Here is a 14379-nt window from a genome sequence, read left to right as displayed (position 1 = left end):
GGCACCAGCCTGCCGCCGTCGGTCAGCGTGCCGAGGCACCGCCGTACGTCGTCTTCGGGAAACCCGGTCATCGCGGCGACCGCGGCGACGGTGGCGGGCCGTTTTTCCATGTTCAGAGCGGCGACGGCCTCGTAGACCGTCATGTCCGCCGTCGTCATCTCCTGGACGTCCTCCAGGCTGTCCTCGTCAGGCCCCGTGTCCCGCACCGCGTCAGGCCCCGTGTCCCGCACTGCGTCGGGCACCGTGTCCCGCACCGTGTCCGGTACCGCGTCCGGCACCGCGCTCTGTTCGTCAGGCACTGCGCTGCCTCGCCCCCTCACGGAGCCGCTCCGGATCGACCTGCCGGTCCGGGTAGCGTTCGAGGTATTCGCGTTCCAGCTCCTGCGTCCGCGAGGTGTGGCGCTCCAGCGCGTCGTCCGACCCGTGGAAGAGCGTGTCCGACCGGGTCTCGTGCAGGTGGCGCAACTCGCGGATCAGGTCCTCGTCGCCCAGGTCCCGCGGGTCGACTCCCATGGTCATGGCGGTCCTCCCTCACACCTCTGTCGGCTTGTCCCAGCGTTCGTCGGGGTTCTTGTCGTCCGGTTCCGCGTTCGGCGGGTCCGTGGCGGACGGAGTCCACTCCTCGGCGAAGTCCGGCTCGTCCGCGTCGTCGCGGACGGTATCAATGTCGCGGTCGTCTTCTCTTCGCATGCCCAGGTCCCTGCCCGGTGGAGCGCCCGCCATTCAGCCCGAGTCCCACCGCATCTCCCCCGGGCATCCCCCGGAAAGCCGTACGGCCCGCTCCATCGGACGACGGAGACGGGCCCTACGGGGACGGGAGTGTTCAGGACAGGTCGAACTCCCCGCCCTTGACCCCCTCGATGAACGCCTCCCACTCCCCGGGGGTGAACATCAGCCGGGGTCCCTGGGGATCCTTCGAGTCGCGCACGGCGACGCCGTCGCGCAGGCGCGCGACCTCCACGCACTGGTTGCCGACGGTGTTCGAGCGCGCCGCCTTGCGCCAGACCGCGCAGGCCAGGTCGTCCGCCGGTACGAGTCCCCTCATCGTCCTGCCATCTCCTTCTCGACCGAGTTGATCATTTCCATGGACTTCTCCGGGCCGAGCGCGGCGGCACGAAGATGATCGAAGACCTGGACGTAGCCGCGGATCTCCGCCGTGTCCTCCAGGTAGAGCTCGCCGCTCATGTTCTCCAGCAGCACGACGTCGGCGTCGCCGGGGTCGGGGAAGGCCAGGATCGCCGTCGGGTTGCCCATGCCGAGGTAGGCGCCCGCGTCGAACGGCAGAACCTGCACGGTGACGTTCGGCTGGACGGCCATCTCCTGCAGCCTGCGCAGTTGCTCGGCCATCACGGCCGGCCCGCCCACGGGGCGGCGCAGCGCCGCCTCGTCGAGGACGGCCCACAGCTCCAGCGGGGCGGGCCCGGTCAGGCGGCGCTGGCGTTCCATCCGGGCCGCGGCCCGCCGCTCGATCTCCGCCGGGTCCTTGACGAGGGCGGCGCCGATGACCGCGCGGGCGTAGTCCTCCGTCTGGAGCAGCCCGGGGACCAGCAGCGGCTCGTAGTTGCGCACCGACGACGCCTCGGATTCCAGCCCGACGTACGGCCCGGGCAGGACGTCGTCGTAGGCGCGCCACCATCCGCGCCGGGCGGCGTCCCTGGCCAGCGCGATCAGCGCGTCGCGTTCCGAGCCTTCGACGCCGTAGAGGTCGAGCAGGTCGCGGATGGTCCGGGCGTGCGGGCGGGTGTGGCCGGTCTCGATCCGATAGACGGTGGAGGGCGCCATGCCGAGCCGTCGTGCGACCTCCTCGCGGGCGAATCCCGCTTCGCGCCGCAGCCGCGTCAGCTCGCCGGAAAGCCGACGGAGCCGGACAGTAGGGCCGCCAACTCCCCTCATGGACCGAACTCTCCCTTTCGCCGCAAAAGGAAACTATGCAATCGTGCATTCGCCATATTGCGTTGCCGTTTTGCAAAGTGCAGGATGAACGAAGTCTTGCACGGACCTCGAATCGCCATCCGCAGGCGGGTGCACAGGGAGTTATCACGGGATGACAATTCTCAACCTCACGGGGAGAATCGCGATCTCACACCCCTTCTCGGGAGACCCCTCCCGGGTGCGGGCCGCCCGGCGGTTCGTGGCGAACCGTCTCGGTGACGGCCACCCCTGCCGCGACGACGCCGTGCAACTGATCGGCGAGCTGGTCGCCGAGTCGCTGCGGCACGCCGCCTCGTGCGGGCGCCCGCCGGGGTACGGCGTGTCGGTCCTGGCCACGCCCGCCGCGGCCCGCGTCACGTTGTCGACCCAGGGTTGCGGGTGCTGGACGTCTCCCGAGCTCACGCCGGGGCGCGGCGTCCACCTCGTGGACCTGTTCACCCGCCGGTGGGGCGTGTCGGCCAGCCGCACCGGGGTCTCCGTGTGGTTCGAGGTCGGGCACGACGCCGCCGTGCCGCCGCCCAGGGGCGTGGAGAGCGAGAGCACGACGACGGCCTGACCGGCGGTGCGCACCGGTCGGGGTCCGGGACCGGTGACAAGCAGAACGAATTTCTGGCCGGATCCAGGGTAGACGGGCGCCATATCTTCCGGAGAAGGGGACGATATGGCGCAAATAAGCACCGACATTCCCGCGCGACTGGATCGGCTCCCATGGGCCCGCTGGCACTGGCTCGTGCTCATCGGACTCGGCACCGTCTGGATCCTCGACGGGCTCGAAGTGACCATCGTCGGGGTCATCGGCCCCCGAATCACGGCCCCGGACAGCGGGCTGGGGCTCACCGAGAGCGAGGTCGGGATCGCCGCCGGTGTGTACGTCGCGGGAGCGTGCCTCGGCGCTCTCTTCTTCGGCCACCTGACCGACCGGTTCGGGCGCAAGAAGCTCTTCCTGGTGACGCTCGCCGTCTATCTCGCCGCCACCGTGGCCACGGCCTTCTCGCACGACGCCTGGTACTTCTACCTGTGCCGGTTCTTCACCGGAGCCGGCATCGGGGGCGAGTACGCCGCGATCAACTCGGCGATCGACGAGCTCATCCCGGCCCGTGTGCGCGGCACGGTCGACCTGGTGGTGAACGGCTCCTTCTGGCTCGGCACGGCGCTCGGCGCGCTCATCGCGATCCCGGCGCTCGACACCGGCCTGCTGCCCGCCGATCTCGGCTGGCGCCTGCTGTTCGGCCTGGGCGCCGTGCTCGGTGTGGCGATCCTGCTGGTCCGCAGAACGGTGCCGGAGAGCCCGCGCTGGCTGTTCATCCACGGCCGCGGCGCCGAGGCCGAGGAGATCGTGGGGGGCATCGAGAGGAAGGTCCGCGAGGAGAACGGCAAGGCGCTCGAAGCGGCGCACGGGGAGATCAGGATCAACCAGCGGACCCACACGCCGCTGACGGAGGTGGCGGCCACACTGCTGCGCCGCTATCCCAAGCGCACGACCGTCGGCCTGTCGCTGTTCGTCGGCCAGGCGTTCCTCTACAACTCGATCTTCTTCACGTACGCGCTGGTGCTGTCGAAGTTCTTCAAGGTGCCGGACGGCAGCACGCCGTGGTATCTCGTCCCGATCGCCATCGGGAACTTCCTCGGCCCGGTCCTGCTCGGCCGGTTCTTCGACACGGTCGGCCGCCGGACGATGATCTCGGGCACCTACGTGCTGTCGGGCCTGCTCCTGCTGGGCACCGCCGCGCTGTTCGACGCGCGCGTGCTGACCCCGATGACCCTCACGGTCTGCTGGATGGTGGTGTTCTTCTTCGCCTCGGCCGGGGCGAGCAGCGCCTATCTGACCGTCTCGGAGATCTTCCCCATGGAGACCAGGGCCCTGGCGATCGCGCTGTTCTACGCCGTGGGCACCGGGCTCGGCGGCATCATCGGGCCCGTGCTGTTCGGCCGCCTGGTGGAGAGCGGGGTCGTCGGCAACGTCGTGGTCGGCTACGTCATCGGCGCCGGCCTGATGATGGCGGCCGGGCTGGTGCAGTGGTTCATGGGCGTGGAGGCCGCCCGGCGTTCGCTGGAGGACATCGCGGCGCCGCTCAGCGCCGAGCAGCGCCAGATGGTCTGACCGGACGTGCCGGTACGGCTCGCGTCTTCGGGGCGCGAGCCGTAGCGGCCGGGTGTCTCACCACTCTCTTGGGTATCAATCCCCTCAGATGCGCACATAAGGCGCATCCTCGTACATTCGGGGGAATCATGGCTGACGACGCTCAGAAGAAGAAGCCCGCGAAGTCCACCGGCAAGGCGAAGAGGATGGCCATCAAGGAAGCCCGCTCGGCGAAGCAGGCGAAGAAGGCCAACCGCCCCGCCGAGGGCGCGAGCGAGTGACGGCCGTACGGCCGGTGCCACCATGATCCGGGCCGGGCCCGCCGCGGCCCGGCCCTCCTCTGTCCCCTGTAGAGCGTCCCGGTATGCGCCGGTTCCCTCCGTCCTGGATACTCGAAGCCCCTGGAGTCGATCTCACCTGTCCTGGAGGGCCGCCCGTGAGGCTTGGAGTCGTCTTCGACCGCGACCTCCCGCCGGAGTCGCTCCCGTCGTTCGCCGCCGAGCTGGACGGCACGACGGTCTCCGACCTGTGGGTGGTGGAGGACCTCGGCTGGACGGGCGCGATCTCCTCTGCCGCCACGGCGCTGGCCGCGACCTCACGCCTGCGCGTGGGCATCGGCATCGCTCCGGCGCCCCTGCGCAATCCGATGCTGCTGGCGATGGAACTGGCCAACCTGGCCCGCCTCCACCCGCGGCGGCTGGCCGCCGGGATCGGGCACGGCGTGCAGGCGTGGATGCGCCAGGTGGGCGCCGCCGCCGCGTCACCGCTGTCGCTGCTTGAGGAGACGATCACGTCCGTACGCGCGCTGCTGCGCGGCGAGACCGTCAGCCTGCACGGACGCGAGGTGAGCCTGGACGGCGTCCGCCTCGTCCACCCGCCGGCCGAGCCGCCGCCGGTGCTCGCCGGAGTGGTGAACCCGCGCTCGCTGGCCCTGTCGGGACGGGTCGCCCAGGGCACCATCCTCCCCGAGGGTTTCACCCCGGAACGGCTGCGGTCGATGATCGAGGGGATCGGCGCGACCGGAGATCACGAAGTGGTGGCGTTCGTCCACCTCTACGTCGGCGACGACGCGCGCGCGGCCCTGCGGAAGGCGGCCGAGGAGCAGGCCGGGTTCCTCCAGGTCGCGCCGGAGGAGGTCGTCATGGCGGCCGGTTCGCCGGAGGAGGCGGCCACGCTGGTCAGGGCGATGTGGGAGGCGGGCGTGTCCACGGTCGCCGTCCGCCCGGTCGGCGCCGACCCGCTCTCGCACGTCCACAAGCTGCTGTCCGCCCTCTGACCCGCCCCCGGGGCATGACATTTGTCCTGTGCAACCCGGGATCGGCCCCACTACGCCGGAACGCGCGCGATCAGGCAGAGTTGAGGCGTGGACACCCCGACACTCCGATCTCCTCAGCACCGCGTGAGCCGTACCGCCGTCTGGTATTGGGCCGCACGGGCTGCCATCGGCTGGCTGATCATCCTGGCGGCCCAGGTCGTCTGGCTCGTGACCGACGGCGACGGGACCGGTCTGCCGGTGGCCGGCCACGTGGCCGTTCTTGTCGTCACCGCCGTCGTCGCGGTGGCGCACGTCACGGTCATGCCGCAGTGGCGCTATCGGGTGCACCGCTGGGAGGCCACGTCCGCGGCCGTGTTCACCCAGTCGGGCTGGTTCAAGCAGGAGTGGCGCATCGCCCCGATCTCCCGCATCCAGACCGTGGACAGCGAGCGCGGCCCGCTGGAGCAGCTCTTCCGCCTGGCCGACGTCACCGTCACCACCGCCTCCGCCGCCGGCCCGATCAAGATCGGCGGCCTCGACCGGGACACGGCGCAGCGCCTGGTCGCCGAGCTCACCGCCACCGCGCAGGCGACGGCGGGTGACGCCACGTGATCGACGTGGTCGAAGCGACCCTGACCTGGCGGCGGCTGAGCCCGCGCATGCTGGTGATCCATCCGGTCCAGGAGGTCGTGCGGGCCGCCCCGGCGCTGCTCGGCCTGCTGATCGCGGGGTCGAGCAGCGGCGGGAAGGGGCACCTGTGGAGCCTCGCGGGCGTCGGCCTCATGGTCGTGCTCGGCATGCTCCGCTGGTTCACCACGACCTACCGCGTCACGCCCGAGCACGTGCAGGTCCGCCGTGGCCTGGTGACCCGCAAGGTGGTGACCGTGCCCCGCGACCGGGTCCGTACGGTCGACGTCACCTCCCACGTGCTGCACCGGGTGCTCGGCCTGGCCCGTGTCGAGGTGGGGACCGGCACGTCGGACCGCAGGAACGAGGGCCGGCTCAAGCTCGACGCGCTGAGCGCCGCCGAGGCCGCCCGCCTGCGCGTGGAGCTGCTGCACCGCTCTCCCTCCGCGGCCCCTGCGGCCCCTGCCGCCGCCTCTGCCGCGCCTGCCGTCCCTTACGGCGCGCCGGCCGCGGAGGCCGAACTCGCGCGGATGCGTCCCGAATGGGTGAGGTTCGGGCCGTTCACGATGTCCGGGCTCGTCACCGTGGGCGTCGTCGCCGGGTTCGTGTCCCGCCTGGTCTCGGAGGGCAACGTCGACCTGGGCAGGGTCGGGCCCGTCCAGGAGACCTGGCGGTGGTTCAGGGAGATGTCGCTCCCGCTGGAGATCGCGACGGTGGTGCTCGTGCTGGTGGTGTTCGTCAGCGTCGCCTCCACGCTCGGCTACGTCCTGGCCTTCGGCCACTTCCGGCTGACCCGGCACCCCGAGGGCACCCTCCACGTGACCCGCGGGCTGCTGACCAGGAGGGCCACCACCATCGAGGAACGGCGGCTGCGCGGGGTCGAGGTCACCGAGCCGCTGCTGCTGCGCGCCGTACGCGGGGCCCGCCTGTCCGCGGTGACGACCGGGCTGCGGGCCGCGCAGGGCGCGCAGCGCGGCGGATCGTTGCTGCTGCCGCCCGCGCCGCGCGCGGAGGCCGTGTCGGTGGCCCGGCTCGTGCTCCCCCGTGTTCCCGGAGCCCCTTCTGCCTCGGAAGCCTCACCGGTCACCGCGCGCCTGACCCCGCACGGCCCCGCCGCGCTGCGCCGCAGGTTCACCCGCGCGTACGGCGTGCACGCGCTGGTGCTGGCCGCGCTGCTCGCGCTGTGGTGGTGGGCCGGGCTGCCCTCGTGGACGTGGCTCACGGTCGCCGCCCTGCTGCCGCTGACCGCCCTGCTCGCCGCCGACCGCTACCGCTCGCTCGGCCACGCTCTGACGTCCGGATATCTGGTCACCCGCTGGGGCTCGTTCTCCCGTCGCCGGGCGGCGCTGGAGTGCGACGGCGTCATCGGCTGGAACATCGAGCGGTCGTTCTTCCAGCGCCGGGCCGGCCTGGCGACGCTGACGGCGACCACTGCGGCGGGCAAGCAGGGCTACCAGGTGCGCGACGTGGAGCTCGTCGAGGCGCTGCGCCTGGCCACCGCGGCCACCCCGGGCCTGCTCGACCCGTTCCTCGTCGAGGCGCGGCCCGTCAGCTCTGTCGGCTAATAGCATGTGGTGTCCGATAAGGCCGGTTTGATCGCCGGTTTGATCTCAGGAGTTGGCGTGTCCCGCTACGGCCAGATGTTCGGCCCCGACATCACGTTCCTCGGCGTCGAGCGATGCGACCTCGACGATCCGGCCGGCTACGCGGACGCCGACGTCGTCATCCTGGGCGCGCCGTTCGACGGCGGCACCTCCCACCGCCCGGGTGCGCGCTTCGGCCCGAACGCCATCCGGCAGACCTGCTATCTCCCCCACGACGGCTCCCGCCCGAGCCTGGCGCTGCGCGTGGACGCCCTCAAGGACCTGCGGGTGCTGGACGCCGGAGACGTGGAGACCTACGCCGGGGACATCGAGGGCAGCCTGCGCGCGATCGAGGACGCGGTCGCCAGGATCGCGGCCTCCGGGGCGATTCCCGTCGTCCTCGGCGGCGACCACACGATCGCCCTGCCCGACGCGACCGGCGTGGCCCGCCGCCACGGCTTCGGCCGGATCTCCATGCTCCACTTCGACGCGCACGCCGACACCGGCGACATCGAGTTCGGCCACCTGCACGGCCACGGGCAGCCGATGCGGCGGCTCATCGAGTCGGGGGCCATCCGGGGCGACCGCTTCCTGCAGATCGGCCTGCGCGGCTACTGGCCGGGGCCGGAGATCCTCGACTGGATGGCCGGGCAGCGCATGCGGTCGTACGAGATGACCGAGATCGTCGCCAGGGGCCTCGACGAGTGCCTCACCGAGGCGTACGCGATCGCGGTCGACGACTGCGACGGCGTCTACCTGTCGGTCGACGTGGACGTCTGCGACCCCGGCCACGCGCCGGGCACCGGAACGCCCGAGCCGGGCGGCCTGTCGGCCCGCCAGCTCCTCGACGCCGTACGCAGGACCTGTTACGAGCTGCCCGTCGTCGGCCTGGAGATCGTCGAGGTGGCCCCGCCGTATGACCACGCGGACATCACGGCCTACCTGGGCAACCGGGTCGTGCTGGAGGCGCTGTCGGCGATCGCCCGGCGGCGCAGGGACGCCGCCGACGGCACCCGCTGGGATCCGAAGCAGCCCCTCCTCGACGGCCGCTGATCCACACCGCCCGGGATGCGACAGCGGCGGGTCCCCGTACGGCCCCGGCCTAAGCGCAGGTCTTCCGCCCGGCGTCACACAGTTCGACCTCCGGGTAGCGCTTCGACGGCTTGTCCAGCAGGGGCTGGGGCTTGTGCCGCAGGTGCAGGTCGAAGAAAGCCCTGACATAGCTGCGGGTGATCTCCACGGTCCGCTCTCCGGACAGGCCGGGATTGCGGTGGATGCCGAGTTGCTCCACCAGCAGCGCGGTGTCGGTGAAGGAGGCATGCTCTGCCCCGGTCACCACGAGCCAGCGCTTCCATCCGGTCAGATGTGCCCAGTCACGATCCCACGTGGTGTCCTTGCCTGCCGGGCTGTGCATGGCCTGCGTGCCCAGGAAGAGGAACGGCCGCGACAGTCCGGTGTCCGGGATCGGGGCGAATGTGGTGCCGTCCATGTCGATCCCGGCACGTATGCGGGTGTCCTTCAGCATGGCGGCGATGGCACTCGCGCCTCCTGCCGACTGCCCGGCCATCGCGATCCGGGACGGGGCGATCAGCGAGGCGCCCTTCCACTTGCGGTTCGCGCCGGTCAGTTCCTCGATGACGAAGGAGACGTCGGCCGCTCGGCTCCGGCCCACCTTGTTCCAGAACTCCTGGCTCTTGTCCGCCTCACACGCGACGCACGTGGCGACCCGGCCGTCGGGGAAGGTCGTGGCCAGGCTCTCATAGGTGTGGTCGATGCCGGCCACCACATAGCCTCTGCTCGCCAGTTCCTCGGCCAGGGCGGTGAGCGAGCTGCGGGGCTCGGTGAAGCCCGGGGAGAGCACCACCAGGGGCAGGCCGCGTTCGCGGCCGGCCGGTTCGGCATCCACGAAGGCGTTGGTCCGTGTTCTGCTCAACGCGTCGTACGGCACGCCGGGGATCTCTTCGCCTTTCAGGATGAGCTCCGACTCCTTCGCCGTCATGTACGGGGCCCGCTTCCCGCTGCGGGATCTCGTCGGATACCACAGGGAGACCATGAGTTCCCTCGCCTTCGCGCCCGGGACCCAGGGATCGACGCGTGAGGTGTCCTTGACGTACAGGGACGTGGTGCCGACCGGCTGGGGTCCGGTCGGTTCGGGGAGACGAGGCGTGCTGATCCGGGTGGACGACGGATCGGCGGCGACAGATGCGGTGGAGCCGGGCGAGGGTTCGCGCGAGGGGGCGCCGGACCCGGCCGAACCGTACGCGGAGGCGCAGGAGACGGCGGCGGTGCAGGAGATCAGCGCCGCGACGACGGTGGCGCCTCGGCGGATCCGGGAGGGCGGCGACGGTGTGGCGCCACCGACGCCTGCGCCGTTCCCCACGGCGCGGCTGGATGGGCTTTCCCTCTCCAACATGTGATCCATGAACTGTCCTTCCTGATGGGGCCGCCTCGACGGGGCCCGCGCGGGCGGCCGGTGGCGGCAACGACGCTAGGGGCCGGCGAGATCCGTCCGCGTCGGCTGCCATGCCGATATCGGCGCCTTCTCGGGGAGGAGTTCTGGCGGTGTCATCCTTGCGATGTACTTCCGGCGGAGGTCGGATCCGGTCGCTGGGGCTGACGCGGGACGTGCCGCGCGATCAGGACAATAAGACGGTGAGCGAACGACGTGGATGGTGGCAGTTCACGCTGGACGTGCTGCGCCCCGTGCGGAAAACCACCCCGCTTTCGCGCCGGTCGCTCCTCGCCGACCTGCTGCTCGCGATCGCCTTGACCATTGCGGCCGTGGCCGCGACGGCGGGCGCCACAGACGGCGATCATCGTGTCGACGGGCAGCCGCACTCCCTGTCGGAGCCCCTGCGACTGCGGCCCTCTCCACCGCCGCGAGGCGGCGATGTCCCGCCTGACCGCTGGGGACGGCCTGTCATCGCCCCCGACGACGGCCAGGAGGATTCCGGCCCGCTTCCGCTCCTGGTGGTTCTGACGGCTCTGCCGCTGGCGGTGCGACGGCTCTACCCACTGATCACCTTCTGGGCGGTGCTGGCCGCGGCGTTGGCCACCCGCGACGACGCGACGTGGATCACCGTGCTGACGTTCGCCATCGCCGGGTACGGGGCCGTGGCCCACAGCCCGCACCGTGCGCCGGCCATGGGGGGTCTCGTCCTCGCCGCCGTGCTGGCAGGCGCCGCCTTCCAGGACTCCGTCCCGGCGTTGCCAAGCTGGCTGGGGCCGTTCGTGGTGCTGATGAGCGCCGGAGTCGCCGCCGGTTTCGTCCGATCCTGGCGGCGGCGACTCGATGCCGGCCGGCGTCGGTTAACGGAACTACAGCGCGCACAGGAGGAGGCCATGCGCAAGGCCGTCAAGGAAGAGCGCTCCCGGATCGCCGGCGAACTGCACGATGTCGTCACCCACAACGTGAACGTGATGGTGATCCAGGCCGGAGCGGCACGCGCGGTGATGGACACGGCTCCGGCTCGGTCGAAGCAGGCCATGCTGGCGGTCGAAGCCGGCGGCCGAGCCGCCATGGCCGAACTACGCCACGTCATGGGCCTGCTCGCCGGGCCGGAGAGCGAGCGGGCGGACGGCAGCGCCGACGGGCTCGAACCACAACCGGGACTCGACCAGCTCGACTCCTTGATCGAACGGGTTCGCGCAGCCGGAGTGCCGGTCAGCGTCGAGATCTCCCCGCCGCCTCGCCCGCTGCCGCCCGGGGTGGAGCTGACCGTCTATCGCGTCATCCAGGAGGCCCTGACCAACACGATCAAACATGCGGCCGGCGCGGCGGCGTCCGTCACCATCGATTACCACGGCGACTGGCTGGAGATCGAGATCACCGACACCGGCGGCAGGCGGACGACCGGCGCCGGAGACGGCCGGGGCCGGGGCCTGATCGGGATGCGGGAGCGGCTCGCCCTCTACGGCGGCACCCTGCAGGCCGGGGCGCGGGGTGACGGCGGATACCAGATCAAGGCGCGGATCCTGTGGGCCACCACGTGAACGGGCCCACGCGCGTGGTCATCGCCGACGATCAAGCGCTGGTACGCAGCGGATTCGGGATGATCCTCGCCGCCGACGGCATCGAGGTGACGGCCGAGGCGGCCAACGGATCGGAGGCCGTCGCCGCCGTCCGGCGTACTCGGCCCGACGTCGTGCTCATGGACGTTCGGATGCCGCAGATGGACGGTCTCGAAGCCACCCGGCAGATCATGGCGGAAGGCATGGGCGACACCCGCGTCCTCATTCTGACCACCTACGACCTCGATCACTACGTCTACGCCGCACTCACCGCGGGAGCCAGTGGCTTCCTGCTCAAAGACGTCACCCCCGAGCATCTGGTGGCCGCGGTCCGTCTGGTGCGCGCGGGGGACGCCCTGCTCGCGCCGACGATCACCCGTCGGCTGGTCGAGCGGTTCGCCCGCCGCGACGAGGCCAGAGCAGCCGTACACCGGGATCTGTCGGAGCTGACACGCCGGGAGCTGGATGTGTTGCGCCTGCTCGCCACAGGGCTGAGCAACGCCGAGCTCGCCGGCCTGCTGAGCCTCAGCCCGACGACGGTGAAGACTCATGTCGCGCGCATCCTGTCCAAGCTCGGCCTCAGGGACAGGGTGCAGGCGGTCGTGCTCGCCTACGAGACCGGTTTGATCACTCCAGGCTCGCCCCCCGACCGGTCGCCGGGGAGTATGCCCGGGCGGTGGTAGTCGGCCGGGGAGGAACCCCGGGCACCGGACATTTCCCTCCATGGCCGGGAGCCGATCTGGTAGGCATGGTCGGATGACGCGATCGAGAACCGCCGCCGTCCTGACCGTGGCCGCCGTGCTCCCGGCGCTCCTGACCGGCTGCGCGGCCGGCGGCGACGTCACAGGCTCCGCGCGGGCGGCGTCGCGGGCCACCCCGGACACGCGATCCTCAGGCGCCCCAGCGGAGGCGGGAGCGAGCGGGCCTGCGACCAGGGACGCGTCGGCCGGCCGTCCCGTCCGATCCCCCGCGAAGCCGGTGCGGGTGCCGGCCGGGGTGACGGCGGGGTACGCCGTGGTCGACGTGACCACGGGCAAGACGGTCGCCCAACGGCAGGCGCACCACCGGTTCCGGTCGGCGTCGGTGGTGAAGATCCTCATCGCCACCGACTATCTGGAACGGCACAGGGGGACGATCCCGGCCCGGGACATGGCGCTGCTGACGCCCATGCTCCGCGGCAGCGACGACGACGCGGCGACGGCCCTGTGGCGGCGCGGCGGCCAGGGCGAGATCGTGCGGCGGATGGCGCGCAGGATCGGCCTGACCGAAACCGCCCCGCCGCCCGCCGCGAAACCCGGCTTCTGGGGCTACACGGCCATCAGCGCGGCCGACATCGCGCTCGTCTACCGGTATCTCCTGCGGCGGGCCGAGCCCCGCGTCCGCGACTTCGTCCTCGGCAACCTGCGCAAGGCGTCGCAGTGCGCCCGCGACGGCTTCGACCAGTTCTTCGGCATCCCCCGCGCCGTCCCCCGGCCCTGGGCGATCAAGCAGGGCTGGTCCGGATATGGCGCGGTTCCTCCCGTCAAGTGCACCCGCACGAAGGCGACGTCGTACCGTATCGGGGCGATCACAATAAGCGGCAACCCGGTTGATTTCGGCCGTCCGGTGCTCCACACTACTGGCGTGATCGGCGACCGGCTGATCATGGTGGTGCTCACCCTGCAGCCCTCGGGGGCGTCCTTCACGCAGTCGGCCCAGCGGGTGACGAAGCTGGCGAGAGACCTCTATCTCAGCGTCGCCTAGCCGTCCGGTTCATACGGGAGGGACCGTTCTGTTTAGAGGCAGGGCCGCCGGGCAGCGATCACGCGTGCTCTCCCTCCTTTCTGAAAGCTGGTCGGCGATGGGTTTCCCGTGGGGATTGCTCGGCCGGGACATGGCGGTCGATCTCGGCACGGCCAACACGCTCGTGTACGTGCGCAAGAAGGGCGTCGTCCTCGACGAGCCGTCGGTGGTGGCGGTCAACCTGCACACGGACAGGATCGTGGCGGTCGGGACGGCGGCGAAGGAGATGATCGGGCGGACCCCGCCCCACATCGCCACGCTGCGCCCGCTCAAGGACGGCGTGATCGCCGACCTCGACGCGGCCGAGCGCATGCTGCGGCACTTCATCCAGGTGGCGCACAAGAACCGCTATCTGGCCAAGCCCCGGATCGTCGTCGCCGTGCCGAGCGGCACCACGAGCGTCGAGCAGCGGGCGGTCAGGGAGGCGGCGTACGAGGCGGGCGCCCGCCGCGTCCACATCATCGAGGAGCCGATGGCCGCGGCGATCGGCGCCGGGCTCAACGTGGGGGACACGACCGGCAACATGGTCGTGGACATCGGCGGCGGCACGACGGAGGTCGCGATCGTCTCCCTCGGCGGCGTGGTCGTCTCGAAGTCCGTGCGGGTCGGCGGCGACGAGCTCGACGAGGCGATCGTCAACTACGTCAAGAAGGAACACTCCCTGATGCTCGGCGAGCGTACGGCCGAGCACGTCAAGATCAAGCTGGGCAGCGCTCGGCCGGGCGGCGACGAGACCACGCCGATGCCGATCCGCGGCCGCGACCTGGTGACCGGCCTGCCGAAGACCGCGACGATCAACCGGGCGCAGGTCAGGGAGGCGATCGAAGACCAGGTGCAGACGATCGTCGACGCCGTGCAGAGCACGCTGGACCAGTGCCCGGCCGAGCTGGCGGGCGACCTGATCGACAACGGCATCGTGCTGACCGGCGGCGGCGCGCTGCTCGACGGGCTGGGCGAACGGCTCGAAAAGGCCGTCGGCATGCCGATCAACCTCGTCGACCAGCCGCTCCAGTCGGTGGTGCTGGGCGCGGGCCGGTGCGTCGAGCGCTTCGACGAGATGCAGGACGTGTTCCTCCCCGAAACGCGTCGATGAGGTCCTCCGGTCGCTC

17 protein-coding genes are annotated in these 14379 nt (G+C 71.2%); 11 read left to right on the top strand and 6 right to left on the bottom strand.

What is annotated here, in order from left to right:
- From FLX08_RS36205 to FLX08_RS36190, 5 genes are all read right to left on the bottom strand, one after another.
- Nucleotides 1-299: hypothetical protein (locus tag FLX08_RS36205; protein WP_142624768.1), on the bottom strand; the 299-nt coding region annotated here is incomplete at its 3' end.
- Nucleotides 292-519: a DUF6158 family protein gene (locus FLX08_RS36200; protein ID WP_142624767.1), complete on the bottom strand. Its 228-nt coding sequence runs from the start codon at nt 517-519 to the stop codon at nt 292-294. The genes FLX08_RS36200 and FLX08_RS36205, both read right to left, overlap by 8 nt.
- A gap of 12 nt (nt 520-531) precedes the next feature.
- A complete protein-coding gene (locus FLX08_RS41000; protein WP_167530711.1) occupies nt 532-690 on the bottom strand; it encodes a hypothetical protein in 159 nt (52 codons plus the stop codon).
- Nucleotides 691-823: 133 nt separating this feature from the next.
- Nucleotides 824-1045: a DUF397 domain-containing protein gene (locus FLX08_RS36195; RefSeq protein WP_030510575.1), complete on the bottom strand. Its 222-nt coding sequence runs from the start codon at nt 1043-1045 to the stop codon at nt 824-826.
- Entirely contained in the window at nt 1042-1893 is an 852-nt protein-coding gene (locus FLX08_RS36190; RefSeq protein ID WP_142624766.1) for a helix-turn-helix domain-containing protein, read from the bottom strand. The genes FLX08_RS36195 and FLX08_RS36190 overlap by 4 nt, the downstream gene beginning before the upstream one ends.
- A 151-nt stretch (nt 1894-2044) precedes the next feature.
- Between FLX08_RS36190 and FLX08_RS36185 the strand changes: the two genes are divergently transcribed.
- The 7 genes from FLX08_RS36185 (at nt 2045) to speB (ending at nt 8530) form a co-directional block, all read left to right on the top strand.
- Complete coding sequence (locus FLX08_RS36185; protein WP_142624765.1) at nt 2045-2488, top strand: ATP-binding protein; 444 nt, start codon at nt 2045-2047, stop codon at nt 2486-2488.
- 105 nt (nt 2489-2593) lie between these two features.
- Nucleotides 2594-4033: an MFS transporter gene (locus tag FLX08_RS36180; protein WP_208761885.1), complete on the top strand. Its 1440-nt coding sequence runs from the start codon at nt 2594-2596 to the stop codon at nt 4031-4033.
- A gap of 128 nt (nt 4034-4161) precedes the next feature.
- On the top strand, nt 4162-4293 hold the full coding sequence (locus tag FLX08_RS43145; protein ID WP_280117153.1) for a hypothetical protein: 132 nt from the start codon (nt 4162-4164) through the stop codon (nt 4291-4293).
- A gap of 155 nt (nt 4294-4448) precedes the next feature.
- Nucleotides 4449-5288: an LLM class flavin-dependent oxidoreductase gene (locus FLX08_RS36175; RefSeq protein ID WP_244313141.1), complete on the top strand. Its 840-nt coding sequence runs from the start codon at nt 4449-4451 to the stop codon at nt 5286-5288.
- 123 nt (nt 5289-5411) lie between these two features.
- Nucleotides 5412-5879, top strand: a complete 468-nt coding sequence (locus FLX08_RS36170) for a PH domain-containing protein (protein WP_244313140.1) — start codon at nt 5412-5414, stop codon at nt 5877-5879.
- The gene (locus FLX08_RS36165) at nt 5876-7459 is read left to right on the top strand and encodes a PH domain-containing protein (protein ID WP_208761884.1); all 1584 of its coding nucleotides are present in this window, start codon (nt 5876-5878) and stop codon (nt 7457-7459) included. Before FLX08_RS36170 ends, FLX08_RS36165 begins: the two co-directional genes overlap by 4 nt.
- Before the next feature lie 57 nt (nt 7460-7516).
- On the top strand, nt 7517-8530 hold the full coding sequence (gene speB / locus FLX08_RS36160) for an agmatinase (protein ID WP_142624762.1): 1014 nt from the start codon (nt 7517-7519) through the stop codon (nt 8528-8530).
- Between the two features lie 49 nt (nt 8531-8579).
- Here the strand turns inward: speB and FLX08_RS36155 are convergent, their stop codons facing one another.
- Nucleotides 8580-9899 (bottom strand): alpha/beta hydrolase family protein, encoded by a 1320-nt coding sequence (locus FLX08_RS36155; RefSeq protein ID WP_244313139.1) that lies wholly within the window; start codon nt 9897-9899, stop codon nt 8580-8582.
- 230 nt (nt 9900-10129) lie between these two features.
- Here FLX08_RS36155 and FLX08_RS36150 point away from each other — a divergent pair, with 230 nt between their 5' ends.
- The 4 genes from FLX08_RS36150 (at nt 10130) to mreB (ending at nt 14363) form a co-directional block, all read left to right on the top strand.
- Nucleotides 10130-11470: a sensor histidine kinase gene (locus FLX08_RS36150; RefSeq protein WP_244313138.1), complete on the top strand. Its 1341-nt coding sequence runs from the start codon at nt 10130-10132 to the stop codon at nt 11468-11470.
- Nucleotides 11467-12171, top strand: a complete 705-nt coding sequence (locus FLX08_RS36145; protein WP_142624760.1) for a response regulator — start codon at nt 11467-11469, stop codon at nt 12169-12171. Before FLX08_RS36150 ends, FLX08_RS36145 begins: the two co-directional genes overlap by 4 nt.
- Before the next feature lie 73 nt (nt 12172-12244).
- A complete protein-coding gene (locus FLX08_RS36140; RefSeq protein WP_208761883.1) occupies nt 12245-13231 on the top strand; it encodes a serine hydrolase in 987 nt (328 codons plus the stop codon).
- A gap of 97 nt (nt 13232-13328) precedes the next feature.
- Complete coding sequence (gene mreB, locus FLX08_RS36135) at nt 13329-14363, top strand: rod shape-determining protein (RefSeq protein ID WP_167530710.1); 1035 nt, start codon at nt 13329-13331, stop codon at nt 14361-14363.
- Nucleotides 14364-14379: the final 16 nt, after the last annotated feature.

The sequence above is a fragment of the Microbispora hainanensis genome (genome assembly GCF_006874475.1).
Classification (GTDB): Bacteria; Actinomycetota; Actinomycetes; order Streptosporangiales; family Streptosporangiaceae; genus Microbispora; species Microbispora hainanensis.
This window is presented reverse-complemented; position numbering and strand designations above follow the sequence as displayed.